Origin of the sequence: Actinocatenispora rupis, from assembly GCF_016861975.1 — a bacterium.
GTDB lineage: Bacteria > Actinomycetota > Actinomycetes > Mycobacteriales > Micromonosporaceae > Actinocatenispora > Actinocatenispora rupis.
Map to the genome: position 1 here is coordinate 1 of NZ_BOMB01000008.1, position 16013 is coordinate 16013.

At 72.6% G+C, this 16013-nt stretch carries 17 protein-coding genes and 1 pseudogene; 6 read left to right on the plus strand and 12 right to left on the minus strand.

Translation table 11 applies throughout. From position 1 onward, the window contains the following. The 3 genes from Aru02nite_RS06635 to Aru02nite_RS06645 all read right to left on the minus strand — a co-directional run. On the minus strand, positions 1-398 hold a 398-nt coding region (locus tag Aru02nite_RS06635), incomplete at its 3' end, for a class I tRNA ligase family protein (RefSeq protein WP_203655759.1). Between the two features lie 67 nt (positions 399-465). Continuing rightward, positions 466-930: a hypothetical protein gene (locus Aru02nite_RS06640; RefSeq protein WP_203655761.1), complete on the minus strand. Its 465-nt coding sequence runs from the start codon at positions 928-930 to the stop codon at positions 466-468. A gap of 174 nt (positions 931-1104) precedes the next feature. Next, positions 1105-2289 (minus strand): pyridoxal phosphate-dependent aminotransferase, encoded by a 1185-nt coding sequence (locus Aru02nite_RS06645; RefSeq protein ID WP_203655764.1) that lies wholly within the window; start codon positions 2287-2289, stop codon positions 1105-1107. A gap of 22 nt (positions 2290-2311) precedes the next feature. On the opposite strand from Aru02nite_RS06645, the gene Aru02nite_RS06650 reads away from it, so the two are divergent. Next, complete coding sequence (locus Aru02nite_RS06650) at positions 2312-2854, plus strand: helix-turn-helix domain-containing protein (protein ID WP_203655765.1); 543 nt, start codon at positions 2312-2314, stop codon at positions 2852-2854. A gap of 37 nt (positions 2855-2891) precedes the next feature. Here Aru02nite_RS06650 and Aru02nite_RS06655 read toward each other — a convergent pair whose 3' ends face one another. The 5 genes from Aru02nite_RS06655 to Aru02nite_RS06675 form a co-directional block, all read right to left on the minus strand. Then, positions 2892-4760, minus strand: coding sequence for an ABC transporter ATP-binding protein (locus Aru02nite_RS06655; protein WP_203655766.1), 1869 nt, complete (start codon positions 4758-4760; stop codon positions 2892-2894). Beyond that, positions 4757-6592 carry an ABC transporter ATP-binding protein gene (locus Aru02nite_RS06660; protein ID WP_373324855.1) on the minus strand — a complete coding sequence of 612 codons (1836 nt, stop codon included), beginning with the start codon at positions 6590-6592 and terminating at the stop codon, positions 4757-4759. Before Aru02nite_RS06660 ends, Aru02nite_RS06655 begins: the two co-directional genes overlap by 4 nt. Positions 6593-6733: 141 nt before the next feature. Next, positions 6734-7357, minus strand: coding sequence for a hypothetical protein (locus tag Aru02nite_RS06665; protein ID WP_203655768.1), 624 nt, complete (start codon positions 7355-7357; stop codon positions 6734-6736). Between the two features lie 39 nt (positions 7358-7396). Further along, positions 7397-7909: a methylated-DNA--[protein]-cysteine S-methyltransferase gene (locus tag Aru02nite_RS06670; protein ID WP_203655769.1), complete on the minus strand. Its 513-nt coding sequence runs from the start codon at positions 7907-7909 to the stop codon at positions 7397-7399. A 1-nt stretch (position 7910) separates the two neighbouring features. After that, the gene (locus Aru02nite_RS06675) at positions 7911-9386 is read right to left on the minus strand and encodes an AlkA N-terminal domain-containing protein (RefSeq protein ID WP_203655770.1); all 1476 of its coding nucleotides are present in this window, start codon (positions 9384-9386) and stop codon (positions 7911-7913) included. A 227-nt stretch (positions 9387-9613) separates the two neighbouring features. Between Aru02nite_RS06675 and ychF the strand changes: the two genes are divergently transcribed. Next, positions 9614-10687, plus strand: coding sequence for a redox-regulated ATPase YchF (ychF, locus tag Aru02nite_RS06680; protein ID WP_203655771.1), 1074 nt, complete (start codon positions 9614-9616; stop codon positions 10685-10687). 6 nt (positions 10688-10693) lie between these two features. Here the strand turns inward: ychF and Aru02nite_RS06685 are convergent, their stop codons facing one another. The 4 genes and pseudogenes from Aru02nite_RS06685 to Aru02nite_RS06700 form a co-directional block, all read right to left on the minus strand. Next, the gene (locus tag Aru02nite_RS06685; RefSeq protein ID WP_239076460.1) at positions 10694-10918 is read right to left on the minus strand and encodes a type II toxin-antitoxin system RelE family toxin; all 225 of its coding nucleotides are present in this window, start codon (positions 10916-10918) and stop codon (positions 10694-10696) included. A gap of 190 nt (positions 10919-11108) precedes the next feature. After that, positions 11109-11264, minus strand: a pseudogene (locus Aru02nite_RS36485) (type II toxin-antitoxin system Phd/YefM family antitoxin); the annotation flags it as partial. Positions 11265-11354: 90 nt separating this feature from the next. After that, positions 11355-11834: a mycothiol transferase gene (locus tag Aru02nite_RS06695; RefSeq protein ID WP_203655773.1), complete on the minus strand. Its 480-nt coding sequence runs from the start codon at positions 11832-11834 to the stop codon at positions 11355-11357. Positions 11835-12057: 223 nt separating this feature from the next. Continuing rightward, complete coding sequence (locus tag Aru02nite_RS06700) at positions 12058-12918, minus strand: alpha/beta fold hydrolase (RefSeq protein ID WP_203655774.1); 861 nt, start codon at positions 12916-12918, stop codon at positions 12058-12060. Between the two features lie 152 nt (positions 12919-13070). On the opposite strand from Aru02nite_RS06700, the gene Aru02nite_RS06705 reads away from it, so the two are divergent. Genes Aru02nite_RS06705 through Aru02nite_RS06720 form a run of 4 tightly spaced genes read left to right on the plus strand, consistent with a single transcriptional unit; the run spans position 13071 to position 15923 of the window. Next, positions 13071-13469, plus strand: coding sequence for a YciI family protein (locus Aru02nite_RS06705; protein WP_203655775.1), 399 nt, complete (start codon positions 13071-13073; stop codon positions 13467-13469). Continuing rightward, positions 13466-14686 carry an RNA polymerase sigma factor gene (locus Aru02nite_RS06710; RefSeq protein WP_203655776.1) on the plus strand — a complete coding sequence of 407 codons (1221 nt, stop codon included), beginning with the start codon at positions 13466-13468 and terminating at the stop codon, positions 14684-14686. Before Aru02nite_RS06705 ends, Aru02nite_RS06710 begins: the two co-directional genes overlap by 4 nt. A gap of 27 nt (positions 14687-14713) precedes the next feature. Next, entirely contained in the window at positions 14714-15406 is a 693-nt protein-coding gene (locus tag Aru02nite_RS06715) for an RraA family protein (protein ID WP_203655777.1), read from the plus strand. Between the two features lie 25 nt (positions 15407-15431). After that, positions 15432-15923: a hypothetical protein gene (locus tag Aru02nite_RS06720; protein ID WP_203655778.1), complete on the plus strand. Its 492-nt coding sequence runs from the start codon at positions 15432-15434 to the stop codon at positions 15921-15923. The last annotated feature ends 90 nt before the right edge of the window (positions 15924-16013 follow it).

Genomic DNA, 16013 nt, shown 5'->3' on the forward strand with positions numbered 1-16013 from the left:
TCGGGCGCGTGCTGCCCGGTCACCTGCTGCTGCGGCGGCCGGTAGCCCGCCACGTACGGCAGGGTCGGGTCGCAGTGGACGCCGAAGTAGTTCTGCACCCGGCGTTCGGTGGGCAGGCCGTTGTCGTCCCAGCCGACCGGGTAGAAGACCTCCTTGCCCTGCATCCGCTGGAAGCGCGCCACCGTGTCGGTGTGCGTGTACGAGAAGACGTGGCCGATGTGTACCGAGCCCGATACGGTCAGCGGCGGGGTGTCGATGGCGAATACCTCCGACCGGGTCTTACGCCGGTCGAAGGTGTAGGTCCCCAGTTCCGCCCAGCGTCGCGTCCACTTCTCGCCCAGCCCGTCCAGGGTGGGTTTCTCGGGGACGCGAGCGCTGGCGCTGCGCGTATCGGTCATGTGCCGATGCTAGGGACCGACCGGGGTCCGGGCGACGGGTTTCCTCAGGTGGCCCGATGTTCCGCGGTCAGACCCGCGTACCGGAGGGCTGTTCGGCCGGCCGGCTGTCCGCCGGACGGTGCCGCGGTACGCGGTAGCCGGCGACCGCGGCGACCCCGAAGATGGCGAGCGCGTCGATGCCGTGCAGCGCGCCGAGTCCGGGTACGGCGTGCGACAGCAGGCCGAGCGCCACCTGTACCACCACGAGCAGCAGGATCAGGCCGGCCCACTTCACCCCGCCCGGTATCCGGGCGAACAGGGACAGGATCAGCAGCACGATCGCGAGCAGCGGGACGAGCAGCTCGCCGTTGACCGCGTGGATCACGAACCCGGCGCTGCCGGTGATCGAGCCGGAGTCCGCGTTGTGCTTCGTGACGACGTGGCCGTCGTCGATCCACTTCCCGAGCCCGAACACCCCGTAGGCGATGACCGCGGCCTGCACCACGACCTCCACCGCGATCAGGTACGCGAACACCCGGTACGCCGTGCGCATGGCTCCTCCTCGCCGAGGTTTCGTCGCACGAGGGGGTCGCAGCGCGGGGCCGCCGTACGAGGATCGTCCTCATGGTCCGTCCGGGCGGCGGGGCAGGAACACCCGCCGCCCAGCCACGGTTGTGGTCCGTCGGCCCGCCCCGGGTCGCCCGTTCGGCCACCGCGGCGGGTGCGGTCAGAGCCTGGCGGCGGCGAGCCGTTCCGGCAACGTACGCAGGGCCTCGACGGGCTCCGCGCTGTACACGAACCGGATGTACCGGGCGGCGACGTCGGCGCCCCACCCGGTCATCGGGGTCGCCGCGACCGCGCCCTCGCGCAGCAGCGCGGCCGACACCTCCGCCGGCTCCCGGCCGAGTGCCGCCACGTCCAGCAGCAGCGACCACCCACCCGCCGGGCGTACGAAGGGGAGGTCGGGTCGGGCGGCGAGAATGGTGTCACGGCGGCGTTCCAGCTCGGCGGCGCACTCGGCGACGTGCCCGTGGTCGCCCCGGAGTACGGCGGTGGCGCCGGCGCGGGCGATCCCGACCGGCGTGGTCGTGTTGTACACGTGGGCCCAGCCGACGCCGTCGATCAGCGCGCGCGGTCCGGCCACCCAGCCGACCCGCCAGCCGATCATCCGGAACTCCTTCGACAATGAGCCGACCACGAGGGTGCGCCCGGCCATGCCGTCCCGGCGTACCGGATGCAGCAGGGTGCGGCCGTCGTACAGCAGGGACTCCATCGCGGCGTCGTAGACGAGCAGCAGGTCGTGCCGCTCGCATAGCTCGGCGACCTGCCGCCAGTCCTCCTCGTCGAGTACCGCGCCGGACGGCATCGACGGGCTCATCAGCAGCAGCGCGCGGGTCCGCGGCGTGACGACCGCCGCCAGCGCCTCCCGGTCCAGCTGCCACTCCCGGTCCGCCGTCACCCGGAACGGCACGAACCGCGGCACCCCGCCGGCCAGCCGTACCCGGTTCACCAGCCCGGCGTACGTCGGGTCGGTGAGGACCACCTCGTCGCCCGGGTCCACCGTCGCGAGCAGGCTGTCGAGTACGCCCTCGGTGCCGCCGGAGGTGATCACGATCTCGGTGCCCGGGTCGTACCGGTGGCCGGTGCGGTCGACGAGCAGGTCGGACACCGCGGCGCGCAGGTCGTCGTCACCGGTGAACGGCAGCCACGAGTTGGCGCGCGGGGTGGCCAGCGCCTCCCGCGTCACCGGTAGCGCCTCGGGCGGCAACGGCAGGTCGGTGTCCAGGTTCTCCAGCCGCAGTACCGGCCATGCGGAGGTGGGGCCGCTGTCGGCGGAGCGGGCGACCCGGTCGATGCCGAACCCGGCGACGTCCACCATGCGACGCGCCAGCCTGACTCCTTTAGTACTCATGGGTGGCTACTATAGTGACGCCATGTCGTCCACACCAGCGGTCACCATCGCCGCCAACCTCCGCGCGCTGCGCGAGAAGCAGGGGCTGTCCGTGGCCGCGCTCGCCGACCGCAGCGGCATCGCCCGCGCCACCCTCACCAAGCTGGAGGCCGGCCGCGGCAACCCCACCATCGACACGCTGTACGCGTTGGCCGACGCGCTCGGCAGCGCCCTCGGCGACCTGATCGGCGCGCGCACGACCGCGCCCGTCGAGGTGATCCGCGCCGGCGGCGGTACGAAGGTGCGCGGTGCCGTGTCCGCGCGGCTGCTCGACCGGGTGCACGGCCACCGCCTCGCCGAGCTGTACGACGTGGACTTCGCGACCACGGCCCGGCACGCCGACCCGCACCCGGCCGGCGTCGTCGAATCGTTGCTGCTGACCGAGGGCCGGCTGCGCGTCGGCCCGGCGGACGCCCCGGTCGAGCTGTCCGCCGGCGACTTCGTCCGCTTCCCCGGCGACGTCCCCCACCTGTACGAGGCGCTCGGTGGACCCGCGCACGGCGTCCTCGTCGTCAGCCACCCGTAGCGGCCGGCCGGTGCGGTGACCGGCCGGCCGCTACCGGTCAGACGAGGGAGTCCTCCCACTGGCGGTGCAGGTCCGCGTACCGGCCGGTGCCGGTGATCAGCTCGGCGGGCGTGCCGTCCTCGACGACGATGCCGGAGTCCAGTACCAGCACCCGATCGGCGATCTCCACTGTGGACAGTCGGTGCGCGATGACGATCGCCGTACGGTCGGCGAGGATCGTCCGCAGCGCCCGCTGTACCAACCGTTCCGACGGGATGTCCAGCGAACTGGTCGCCTCGTCGAGGATCAGCACGGCCGGGTCCGCCAGGAACGCGCGGGCGAACGCGACGAGCTGCCGCTGCCCCGCCGACAGCCGGCCGCCGCCCTTCGCCACGTCCGTGTCGTACCCCTCGGGGAGGGCGCTGATGAACTCGTGCGCGCCGATCGCCCGCGCCGCCCGCTCGATCTCCGCGTCGTCCGCCTCCGGCCGGCCGAACGCGATGTTGTCCCGTACGGTGCCGGTGAACAGGAAGTTCTCCTGGGTGACCATGACGACGGCGCGGCGCAGGTCGGCCTCGGACAGCTCGCGCAGGTCGACCCCGTCGAGCGTGACCCGGCCGCCGGTCGGGTCGTAGAACCGGGAGACGAGCTTGGCGATCGTCGTCTTGCCGGCGCCGGTCGCGCCGACCACCGCCACCGTCTGCCCGGCCGGGATCGTCAGCGACAGGTCCGGCAGTACCTTGCGGTCCGCGCGGTAGCCGAACTCCACGTTCTCGAAGCGCAGCTCGCCCCGGGACGACGGCAGCGCGCGCGGCGTCGCCGGCTCCGGTACGTCGGGCTCCTCGGCCAGTACGCCGGAGAGCTTCTCCAGCGCCGCGGTCGCCGACTGGAGGTTGTTGTAGAACATCGACAGGTCCTGCATCGGCTCGAAGAACTTCCGCAGGTACAGCACGAACGCGGCGAGTACGCCGATCTCGGCCTGGTGGTGCAGCACCCGGTACCCGCCGTACGTCAGGACGACGGCGATGGTCACGTTGCCCACCAGCTTGATGCCCGGCGAGAAGATCGCGATCAGCCGGAACGCCCGCTGGTTCGCCCGCTTGTACTCGTGGTTGACGGCTTCGAAGATCTCCTGGTTGCGCGGCTCCCGCCGGTACGCGTGCACCGCGCGGATGCCGCCCAGCGACTCGACGAAGTGCACGATCACCAGCGACACCGTCTCCCGGGTCCGCCGGTACGCCCGGGACGACTGCTTGCGGAACCACGCCGACAGCCACAGCAGGAACGGGAACGAGCACAGCGTGACCAGCGCCAGCGGCCAGTCCAGGAACAGCAGGATCACCGCGACGCTGACGACGTTCAGCCCGGCGAGGACCAGGTTGTCGATGCCGCCGTCGATCATCTCCGAGATGGAGTCCATGTCGGAGGTGAGCCGCGCGATCACCCGCCCCGACGTGTACCGCTCGTGGAACGACAGCGACAGCTTCTGGAAGTGCTTGTACACCCGGCGGCGCAGGTCGAACAGCATCGACTGGCCGATCCGGCCGGACAGCATCAGGAACACGCGCTTCGTCACGTACGCCCCGGCGGCGGCGACCACGAACGCCACGCCGATGCCGACCAGCGTGCCGTAGTCGCGGTGGTCGCGGATCGGCGGGATGCCGCGGTCGATACCCAACTGCACCAGGTACGGCCCGGCCATCCCGGCCAGGTTCTGCACCAGCAGCATCGCCACCGCGAACGTCAACAGCCCGCGGTGCGGCCGTACCAGCGAGCCGAGCAGCCGCATGCTGCGCGACCGCAGCGCCCGTACGGACTGCTTGTCGGTGGCCTCCGCGGCGGTACGCTCCGCGTTCTCCTCGGCGGCGACCCCGCGCCACGCCTCGATGTCCAACTCCGCCGGCACCGCGGGCTTCTCCGTACTCATCGGGCCGCCACCCCCCGTCCCTCGGGCAGTTGGTCGGCCCAACCGGCCAGGTCCTCGTCCTCGTCGGCGGTCGCCGACAGCACCGCCCGGTAGCTCGGCACCGTGGCCAGCAGCTCCGAATGCGTGCCGACCGCGGTGATCCGGCCGTCCTCCAGCAGCGCGACCCGGTCCGCCAGCGCCACCGTGCTCGGCCGGTGTACGACCAGCAGCGCGGTCGTGCCGGCGAGTACCCGGGCCAGCGCCTCCTCGACCAGCGCCTCGGTGTTCACGTCCAGCGCGGACAGCGGATCGTCCAGCACCAGCACCTTCGGCCGGGACACGACCGCGCGGGCCAGGGCGAGCCGCTGCCGTTGCCCGCCGGACAGCGACAGCCCCTGCTCGCCGACGCGGGTGTCGAGACCCCAGGGCAGCTCGTACACGAACTCGGCCTGGGCCACGCGCAGCGCCTCCGCCAGCTCCGCGTCGGTGGCGTCGGGGCGGCCGAGCGCCAGGTTCTCCCGGACGCTCATGGAGAACAGGATCGGCTCCTCGAACGCGGTGGCCACCGTGCGCCGCAACGAATCCAGCGTGTACTCCCGGACGTCGCGGCCGTCCAGCGTGATCCGCCCACCGGTCACGTCGTACAGCCGGGGGACGAGGGAGACGAGCGTCGTCTTGCCCGAACCGGTCACGCCGACCAGCGCCATCGTCTCGCCCGGCGCGATGTCCAGGTCGATGCCGGCGAGTACGTCCCGGTCGCCCTCCGGATAGCCGAAGCGCACGCCCTCGAACCGCACCGCGCCGGTCACCGACGCCCGGTCCACGTCGACCGCGCCCGGCCGGTCCACGACCGTCGGCTCGGTGTCGAACACGTCGTAGATGCGGTCGGCGGCGGTCATCGCCTCCTGCCCGGTGGCCAGGATCCAGCCCAGCGACTCGACCGGCCACACCAGACCCATCTGCAACGTGGCGAACGCGACGAGCTGCCCCAGCGTCAGGTGGTCCTGCACCACCGCCACCGCGCCGACGACGACGATCACCGCGAGCGACAGGTTTGGAATCAGCTCGTACAGCGGGGCGAAGCGGGAGTCGAGCCGGGCCCGCTCCACCGCCAGCCCGTACACCCGGTCGGCGTTGGCGGTGAACCGCGTGAACATGTGGTGCCGCCGGCCGAACGCCTTGATCACGCGGATGCCGTGCGCCGACTCCTCCACGTACGTCGCGAGGTCGCCCTGCGAGTCCTGCACCTGCCGGGAGACGGTGAGGAACCGCCGCGCGAAGCCCCGGCTGATCAGGAACAGCGGCACCGCGGACAGCGCGACCAGCGTGCCGAGCGGCCAGTACAGCCGGATCAGCAGCACCACGACCACCACGTACTGGCAGACGTTGACGATCAGGTAGATCACGCCGAACGACAGGAAGCGCCGGATGACACCGATGTCGGTGATGGCGCGCGAGAGCAGCTGCCCCGACTGCCACCGGTCGTGGAACGTCAGCGGCAGCTTCTGCATGTGCCCGTACAGCTCGTCGCGGACGTCGGCCTCCATCGACAGCGACGCGTACGACTGGGTCCAGCGGCGGAGGAACACCATCAGGGCCTCCAGCGCGCCGAGCGCCAGGGCCGCCAGCCCGAACCAGATCAGCCCGCCCGGGTCGTGGTGCCGCACCGGCCCGTCCACCACCCGCTGCATCACCATCGGAACGACGATGCTGGCCCCGACCGCCAGCCCGGCGGCGACCAGCATCACGATCATGTGCGGCAGGTACGGCCGCAGATAGTGCCTGATTCGCCACAGATTGTGTAAGGGATTGGACGTACTGCTGCTGGGGGTCGATGAGAGGGAGGGCACGATCCGACGTTATCGGGTACTGCCGACAACCCCCTCGTGAATTTCGCGTGCGCCCCGGTGCAGCTGTGTCGAGAGTCACTGGAACTCCCGGGCCCCCGCTGCGGTCCGGCCCGCACGCAAACCCTTGCGGGACAACGGATCCCGTCAGCTGTACTGGAAGCCCAGCGCGATGCCCTCGTCCACCACCCCGCGGTACACCCCGGCGGGCCCGAACGTACGCAGCCCGGCGTCCAGCGGCGGAACGTACGCACCGCGCGGCCCGAGCGGCAGCCGGTACCCGTTGCGTACGCCGCCGACGCCCCACAGGTGCCGCATCTCCGGATGCCGGTGGTACACGCTCGCGTCCCGCGGGTACAGGTCGATCCGGACCAGCGTCCGGCGGGTGATCAGGCCCGAACCGACGCCGCTGACCTTCGTCGCCGTCGACACCGCCACCGCCGCCAGGTCACCCCACGGCATCAGCCACGGCGCGCCCTTCGGGTCGTCCCAGCGCACCCCGTAGCCGTCGATGATCACGCGGCGTGGGCGGGTCAGCCGTCGGTACATGATCAGCGGCAGCACGCCGATGCCCAGGAAGACCGTGCCGATCGCGCCGCCGACGAGCTGGCCGCCGACGGGCCCGCCGGACGCCAGGCCGATGATCGACGACACCACGGCGACCCCGCCGATCCCGCCGCACACCACCAGCGTCAGGACGATCATGACCCAGTTGCCCTTCCCCATGTCCAGCACCGTGGGCGGCGGCGTCGGGTACCCCTGCCAGCTCATGCCGCGACTGTAGAGCCCGGCGGCCAGTGTTTGCGCCGGTCACACGCCCGTTCCGGCGGCGGACGCCTCGTGCGCCAGCAGCCAGCGCTTCACCGGCAGACCCCACCGGAACCCGCCCAACGACCCGTCCGTACGCAGGATGCGGTGGCAGGGAACGAACAGTGCGGCGGCGTTGCGCCCACACGCGTTCGCCGCGGCCCGCACCGCGTCCGGCCGCCCCGCTCGCGCCGCGTACGCCGTGTACGTCAGCGGCACACCCGCCGGCACCCCGCGCAACACGTCCCACGCGTACGTCAGGAACTCGCCGCTGCGCTGCCGCACCGGGACCGCGTCGATCGCACCCACCTCACCCGCCAGGTACGCCCGGACAGCGGCGCCCACCGCACCCGGCTCACCCGGTACCACCGAGTCGGGGCGCAGCGTCGGATGCGGCAGGCCGACCAGCGCGTCCACCGAGTCGGTCCAGCCGCTCGCCAACACCGCGCCGTCCGCGTCCCGTAGCACCGTGAACGGTCCCGTCGGCGTCGGCACCGTGAACGTCGTCGCCGGCACGTCAGCCCCCACTCGCCCGGCCGGCCGCCTGCGCGGCGTGCCGCCACAACCGGATCACCGCGTACGACCGCCACGGGCGGAACGCACCCGCCCGTACGGCCAGGGCCTTCGGCGCGTCCGGCAGGCCCAGCGCCGCCGCACCCCGCCGTACGCCGAGGTCGCCCTCCAGGAACGTGTCCGGCTCACCCAACCCGCGCAGCATCACGTAGCTCACCGTCCACGGGCCGATGCCCGGCACCGCCAGCAACGCGGCCGCCACGTCCGCCGGCTCGCCACCGTTCAGGTCCACGGCACCCTCCGCGGCCAGCGCCGCCGCCGCCCGCAGCGCCCGCCGCCGCGCGTTCGGCATCGGGAGCAACTCGTCCGGCGCCTCCGCGACCGCCGCCGGCGTCGGGAACGTGTGCGTCAACCCCTCCGCGTCCACCCTCTCGCCCAGCGCCGCCGCCAGCGCGCCCAGGATGCTGCGCGCCGCCGCCACCGACACCTGCTGCCCCACGATCGCCCGGCACAGCATCTCGAACCCGTCCACCGACCGCGGCAGCCGTACCCCCGGCACGGCCGCAACATCCGCCCGCAGCGCCGGATCCGCACCCAGTACGCCGTCGACCGCGTCCGGGTCCGCCGACAGGTCCAGCAGCCGCCGGCAGCGCGACACCGCCGGCGACAGATCCCGGACGTCCGCCAGATGCAACGTCGCCGCCACGTACCCGTCCGCCGGCGTCAACGCCACCCAGCCCGCGCCGTGCGGCAGCCGCATCGCCCGCCGGTACGTCCCGTCCGCCAACCCCTCCACACCCGGCAACACCCGCGCACCCAGGAACGCGAACAGCTCACCCGCCGCAAAAGGCTCCCGGTACGCCAGCCGCACCGGCACCGTCGTCCACCCCTGCTGCGGTACCACCGCCGTCGGCCGGCGCGCCGCCCGCAGCTCCGACGGAGTCCCGCCGTACACCGCGCGAACCGTGTCGTTGAACTGCCGGATGCTGCCGAAACCGGCCGCGAACGCCACCTCCGCCAGCCCCAGCTCCGTCGTCTCGATCAGGATCCGCGCCGTCTGCGCCCGCTGCGCCCGCGCCAACGCCAACGGCCCCGCACCCACCTCCGCCGACAACAACCGGTTCAGATGCCGCTCCGTGTACCCGAGGCGTCGCGCCAACCCCGCGACCCCGTCCCGGTCCACCACACCGTCCGCGATCAACCGCATCGCGCGACCCGCCACATCCGCCCGCGCATCCCACTCCGGCGAACCCGGCGCCGCATCCGGCCGACACCGCATGCACGCCCGGAACCCCGCCCGCTGCGCCGCCGCCGCCGACCGGTAGAACCGGACGTTCATCCGCTTCGGCGTCTGCGCCGGGCAACTCGGCCGACAGTAGATCTTCGTCGACGTCACCGCCGTGAAGAACCAGCCGTCGAACCGGCGGTCGCGGCTCGCCACCGCGCGATAGCAGTGCTCGAAGTCCGGGAGTGCGTTCACGCATCCGATCCTGACACCGGGCCGGGGTGACGGCTCGCGGGTTTCGGACACGACCGTCAGCGCAGATTGTTCAATTGTCTCATTGTTCAATTGTTCAACAGTGTCATTGTCCAATTGTTGAACAATCGAGTGGTTCCAGCAAAGTTGATCATGGCGGTGACCCCGCTGTACTCCAGCCCCGCCCGCTCCGCCCACCGCCCGATCGCGCACACGTACACTGGCGCGCTGTGAGTCTCACGATCGGCATCGTCGGCCTGCCCAACGTCGGCAAGAGCACCCTGTTCAACGCGCTGACCCGGAACGAGGTCCTCGCTGCGAACTACCCGTTCGCGACCATCGAGCCGAACACGGGCGTCGTCGGCGTACCGGACGAGCGCCTGGGCGTACTGGCGGAGATGTTCGCGTCGGAGCGGGTGGTGCCGGCGACGGTGACGTTCGTGGACATCGCGGGTCTGGTGCGGGGCGCGAGCGAGGGTCAGGGGCTGGGCAACAAGTTCCTGGCGAACATCCGCGAGTCGGACGCGATCTGCCAGGTGATCCGCGCGTTCCACGACGACGACGTGACGCACGTGGACGGCCGGGTGTCGCCGCACGACGACATCGAGACGATCAACACGGAGCTGATCCTCGCCGACCTGCAGACCATCGAGAAGGTACTGCCCCGGTTGACGAAGGAAGCGAAGCTCCAGAAGGACAAGCAGGCCACCGTCGCCGCGGTCGAGGAGGCGAAGGCGGTCCTGAACGACGGCCGCACCGTGTTCGCCGCGGGTCTCGATCCGGAGCCGCTGCGGGAGCTGCACCTGCTCACCGCCAAGCCTTTCCTGTATGCGTTCAACGTCGACGAGGACCAGCTCACCGACGAGGACGCGAAGGACGGGCTGCGCAAGCTGGTCGCGCCGGCGGAGGCGATCTTCCTCGACGCGAAGATCGAGTCCGAACTCGTCGAGTTGCCGGACGACGAGGCGCTGGAGCTGTTGCAGGGCATGGGGCAGGAGGAGTCGGGCCTGTCGCAGCTGGCCCGGGTCGGCTTCAACACCCTCGGTCTCCAGACGTACCTGACCGCCGGTCCGAAGGAGTCCCGCGCCTGGACGATCCGCCGTGGCGCGACCGCGCCGGAGGCGGCCGGCGTCATCCACACCGACTTCCAGCGCGGTTTCATCAAGGCCGAGATCGTCTCGTACGACGACCTCATCGCGGCGGGTTCGATGGCCGAGGCGAAGTCCCGGGGTCAGGTCCGCATGGAGGGCAAGGACTACGTGATGAAGGACGGCGACGTCGTCGAGTTTCGCTTCAACGTCTGACCCCGGTCACGGGCGGTACGCGTCGCGTCGGTGTCGGGTGGAGTGGATCTCGACGGCATGCTTGGTCTCGTCGATCTTGAAGATGATCCGGTAGGTCCCACGGCGCGCGGAATAGTAGCCGTCGAACGGTTCGTCCAGCGGCTTCCCGGCGCGTCGGGGATTCGTGGCGATGGTCCGCTCGATGGTTTCCAGCGCGGCGGCCGCGACGTCGAGTGGCAGGTCTTCGTACACGTTCCGCCGCACTCGGCGGGACAACAGCATGACGTACGGTTCGTTCTCGGCGGGGGTGCTCACCTCCGGTCTGGCGCCGTCGCTCGGCCAGTTCGGCGCGCACCTGGTCGAGTGGGACGGTGTCGCCGGCGGTGAAGTCTTCGCGGGATTCGCGGAGATCGGCGAGTGCGTCGGAGTCCGCCATGACGTCGATCGTCTCCTGCAGCGACTCGTACTCCGCGACCGAGATGAGCATGACGTCGGCGCGGCCGTTCCGGGTGATGGTGAAGTGGTCGTGTTCGCGCGCGACGCGGTCGGTGAGCTCCGCGATGCGGGCCTTGGCCTCCGTGATCGGGATCGTCTCCATGAATCCCAGCCTGTCGACCGGTCAGAATTCTGACCAGTGGGCAGTCTCGGCGGTCCGGGGTCCGTCTGGTGGCGGACCCCGGCCGGTCGCTCAGGTGAGGACGAGCCAGCGGTGGCCGTCGAGGAGTTCGCGGGCCGCGTCGAGGTGGCCGGCGTGCGTGGCGGTCTCCGTGATGACGTGCAGGATCGTCTCCCGCAGGTCGGCGAGTCGCCAGTCGCCGAAGGCGTCGTCGGGCCACCAGGCGGGCGCCCGGTCGAGCGGGGTGGCGGCGATGACGGCGTCCGCGGCGGCGATCTCCTGCCGGTACCCGTCGAGTACGGCGGCGGCGGGTTGGTCGTCGGCATGCCAGGCGTCCCCGGGCACGAGGAGGTCGGGGCGGCCGGCGGTGACGACGCGGAACCAGAGGCGTTCGACGTCGAGGCTGAGGTGCCGGACGAGGCCGAGGCAGTTCCAGCCGGAGGGCAGGACGGGGCGGCGCAGCGCGTCCTCGTCGAGCCCGTCGAGGGCGCCGAGGATGTGTTTCCGCTGGTCGCCCAGGCTGGCGAGCAGGGCGCCGGTCTCGCTGCTCATCGCGCGCCCCCGCCCAGCGTGGCGGATCTGGGCCTCATCGCGCGTCCCCGCCCACCGGTGGCGGGCCTGAGCCTCATCGCGCCCCCGTCCACCGTGGCGGTCTCGCTGCTCATCGCGCGCTCTCGCCCGACGTGGCGGTGTCGCTGCTCCTTGCGCGTTCTCGCCCACCGTGGCGGTCTCGCTGCTCCTCGCGCGTTCCCGTCCACCGTGGCGGACCTGAGCCTCATCGCGCGCCCCGGCCCACCGTGGCGGTCCATCGCGCGTCCCCGTCTACGGCGGTACGCAGCCAGTCGAGTGCGGCGGCGGCGTGGTGGAGTACGGAGATGTGGCCGTCGTGGGGGTGGAGCCGCAGGTCGGCGCCGGGTACGTGGTCGGCGAGCCAGCGTCCGTGTCCGGCGGGGACGATCCGGTCGAGTCCGCCGTGCAGGAGCAGGACGGGCGCGGTGATGGTGGTGGGGTCGCAGCCCCAGGGCGCCACGTACGACAGGTCGTCGTCGATGAGCGCGCCGGGGCCGCGGGCGATCGCGGGCCGTACGACGGAGATGAGCCAGGACCACTCGCCGTCGAGCGCGGCGTGGTCGGCGGGTACGAAGCCGGGGTCGCCGTCCTCGGCGGTCGCGGTGTGGTGTTCCTTGGCGGTGCGGCCGGCGGCGGCGGCGCGCAGCGAGGCCGTACCGGCGGGGGACATGCCGGCGAACCAGTCGAGCCCGTCGGCGCCGTACGGGGCGAGGCCGGCGATGGAGACGGCGGCGGTGACGCGGTCGGGCAGCAGCGCCGCGCAGCCGAGCGCGAAGGTACCGCCGCCGGAGTGGCCGAGCACGGCGAACCGTTCGATGCCGAGCGCGTCGGCGACGGCCGCGACGTCCCCCGCCACCGACGCGACGGTATGGCCGGGGTGCGGGTCGGATCCGCCGTACCCGGGCCGGTCGTACGAGACGAAGCGCAGGCCGGGGGCGAGCAGCGGGGCGGGCGGGGTGCCGATGTTGGGGGTGCCGTGGTGCCAGAAGACGGCAGGCCCGTCGCCGCCGGTGTCGTACGCGTGCAGGGTGCGGCCGTCGGCCGACCGCAGATCGTGCTCCCGCATGGTGAACCTCCTCGGTCGTCGCCGATACGTCGGCGCAGTGGGTCGCGTCTCGACATCCGTCGCCGGGAAATCGGTACGGTGCGGTTGTCGAGATCGTCGCGCCCGCTCCGACCTCGGGACGGCACATCGTCACACGTGAAGGGAGCCGGGCGATGAAGTACCTGGTGTTGATCTACGCGAACGCGCAGAGCTGGGGACATCCGATCTTTCTGCGTACGGCGGCGGGGCAGGCGCTGTCGGAGGACCGGCGCGCCGCGCTGGCCGCGGACCTGGACGCGCTGCTCACCGAGATCAACGACTCCGGCGAACTGGTGAGCGGCGCGGCGCTCGCCGACCCGGCCACCGCCCGGACCGTACGGTCGGCGGACGGGGGGCCGCTGGCCACGGACGGCCCGTACGGGGAGAGCAAGGAGCAGCTGGCCGGGTTCTTCCTCGTCGACTGCGCCACGCGCGAGCGGGCGGAGGAGATCGCCGGCCGCTTCCCCGAGGCACGGTACGGCGGCGCGGTGGAGCTGCGGCCGGTGATGGACCTCGGCGGTGAGGAGATGTGACCGAGGCGTCGGGGGACCTGTGGCGTCGGCTGGCGCCGCGGGTCCTCGCCGCGCTGGTGCGGCGGTACCGGGACTTCGACGCCGCCGAGGACGCCGCGCAGGAGGCACTGCTGGCGGCCGCACGGCAGTGGCCCGAGGAGGGCGTACCGGAGGATCCGGGGGCGTGGCTTATCCGGGTGGCGTCCCGGCGGCTCGTCGACGGGATCCGCAGCGACCGGGCGCGGGCCCGCCGCGAGGAGACGGCGGCCCGGCTGGAGTACCCGCCGGAGCCCGGCCCGGCCGGTGACGACACGCTGACCCTGCTACTCCTCTGCTGCCATCCCGCGCTGCCCGAACCGTCCCAGGTCGCGCTCACCCTGCGCGCCGTCGGCGGCCTCGGCACCGCGCAGATCGCCCGCGCCTTCCTCGTACCGGAGGCGACGATGGCGCAGCGGATCAGCCGGGCGAAGCAACGGATCCGGGCGGCCGGCGCACACTTCGACCCGCCGCCGCCGGACGAACTGCCGGACCGGCTGCGCACCGTGCTGCACGTGCTCTACCTGATCTTCAACGAGGGGTACACCGCGAGCGACGGTGCCGACCTGCACCGGGTCGAGCTGGCCGCCGAGGCGATCCGCCTGACCCGCGCGGTACACGCGGCGCGGCCGGACGACGGTGAGGTCTCCGGGCTGCTGGCGCTGATGCTGCTGACCGACGCGCGCCGGCCGGCACGTACCGGGGCGGGCGGTGACCTGGTGCCGCTGGCCGAGCAGGACCGCACCCGCTGGGACCGCGCCGCGATCGACGAGGGTACGGAGCTGATCACGACGACGCTGTCCCGCGCGCCGATCGGGGCGTACCAGATACAGGCGGCGATCGCGGCGGTGCACGCGGAGGCGGCGACGGCGGCGGAGACGGACTGGCCGCAGATCCTGGGCCTGTACACGCTGCTGGCGCGGCTGGCGCCGAACCCGGTGGTGACGCTGAACCGTGCGGTGGCGGCGGCGATGGTGCACGGCCCCGCGGTCGGACTCGCGCTGCTCGACGGTCTCGCCGACGACCCGCGGATGGCCCGCCACCACCGGCTCCCCGCGGTACGCGCGCACCTGGCCGAGCTGGCCGGCGACCGCGACGCCGCGCGGGCCGACTACCTGCTGGCCGCGCGCCTGAGTACGAGCCTGCCCGAGCAGCGGTACCTGAACGCCCGCGCCGACCGGCTGCGTCCGCCCGCTGGCTAGGATCCGACCGGACGACGGGAGGGCGCCGTGCTGACGGAGTTCGCGGGGTTGTCGACGCCGCTGGTGGCCGACGCGTGCCTGCGCGCGGGCGTACCGCTGCGTGCCGCACCGGCGGGGATCGGGCCGGTCGTGCGCGGTCACCGGGTCGCCGGCCGGGCCCTTCCGGTACGGCATCACGGCAGCGTCGACGCGTTCCTGGAGGCGTACGGCCGGGCCGAGCCGGGTGACGTTCTCGTCGTCGACAACGGCGGCCGTACGGACGAGGCGTGCATCGGCGACCTGACCGTACTGGAGGCGCGTACCGCCGGGGTGTCGGGCCTGGTCGTGTGGGGCCTGCACCGCGACACCGCCGAACTGGTCGACATCGCCGTCCCGGTGTTCAGCTACGGCAGCCTCCCCGCCGGCCCGGTACGGCTGGACCCGGCGGGCCCGGAGACTCAGGTGTCGGCGCGGTTCGGCGGGCACCTGATCGTGCGGGACGACGTGGTGTTCGGCGACGACGACGGCGTGGTGTTCGTCCCCGCCGGCGACGTCGAGCGGACACTCGACGCCGCCCGGCGGATCCACCGCACCGAGCGCGACCAGGCCGACCGCATCCGCGCCGGGGACACGCTGCGCCGCCAGACCGCGTTCGACGAGTACCTGGCGCGGCGCGCCGACGACCCCTCGTACACGTTCCGGCAGCATCTGCGGCGCGTCGGCGGCGCGGTCGAGGAGTAGCCGGGGGAGGTTAGTCTCCAGGACCGTGCGGGGACGGATGGCGGGCGGCGGACGGTGGCGGGTCTGGTCACGCTGGGCGCCGTGGCGGGGCAGCCGGTGCAGCCGGCCGCTGACGGTGGTGCTCGACGCGGCGGACGGCGACATCGACGCGCTGGCGCTGGCGTGCCTGTTGATCGCGGTGCCGCTGCTGGTGGTCGTCGCGATCGAGCAGGCGGCGCGCGCCCTGCTCACCCCCGTCGCCGTCCTCGTCCGGTACGTGGCGGATCTGCCCCGCCCGGTGGAGATCACGGTCCGGGGCCGGCGCCGCTGGGCGGAGAGCATGGTCCTGGCGCCGGATCCGGCCGCGGCGCGCCGCATCTGTTTCGCCGTCGCGGCGCACCTGGGTGCCGGCCGCGACCTGGGCGATCCGCGGTTCCAGCAGTGGCTGGCGGAGGCGGGTGGCCGGTTCGTGCCCGACCGTCGGGTACGCCTGCTGCGCCGGCTCGTCCGCGGCCTCCGCGGTACGGCCCGCGCCTGACCGCGTACGGGTGACGCGAACGGTTCGCCGGTACGCCGATGACTCGCCGGTGGTGTCGTCGTCTGTACCTGTGACGGCCGGTGGGCGGCC

Bases quoted from the DNA above. Each gene is read 5' to 3' on its own strand.
- Aru02nite_RS06640 (WP_203655761.1), bottom strand. From the start codon at position 930: ATGCGCACGGCGTACCGGGTGTTCGCGTACCTGATCGCGGTGGAGGTC.
- Aru02nite_RS06645 (WP_203655764.1), bottom strand. From the start codon at position 2,289: ATGAGTACTAAAGGAGTCAGGCTGGCGCGTCGCATGGTGGACGTCGCC.
- Aru02nite_RS06650 (WP_203655765.1), top strand. From the start codon at position 2,312: ATGTCGTCCACACCAGCGGTCACCATCGCCGCCAACCTCCGCGCGCTG.
- Aru02nite_RS06655 (WP_203655766.1), bottom strand. From the start codon at position 4,760: ATGAGTACGGAGAAGCCCGCGGTGCCGGCGGAGTTGGACATCGAGGCG.
- Aru02nite_RS06665 (WP_203655768.1), bottom strand. From the start codon at position 7,357: ATGAGCTGGCAGGGGTACCCGACGCCGCCGCCCACGGTGCTGGACATG.
- Aru02nite_RS06695 (WP_203655773.1), bottom strand. From the start codon at position 11,834: ATGAGCAGCGAGACCGGCGCCCTGCTCGCCAGCCTGGGCGACCAGCGG.
- Aru02nite_RS06700 (WP_203655774.1), bottom strand. From the start codon at position 12,918: ATGCGGGAGCACGATCTGCGGTCGGCCGACGGCCGCACCCTGCACGCG.
- Aru02nite_RS06705 (WP_203655775.1), top strand. From the start codon at position 13,071: ATGAAGTACCTGGTGTTGATCTACGCGAACGCGCAGAGCTGGGGACAT.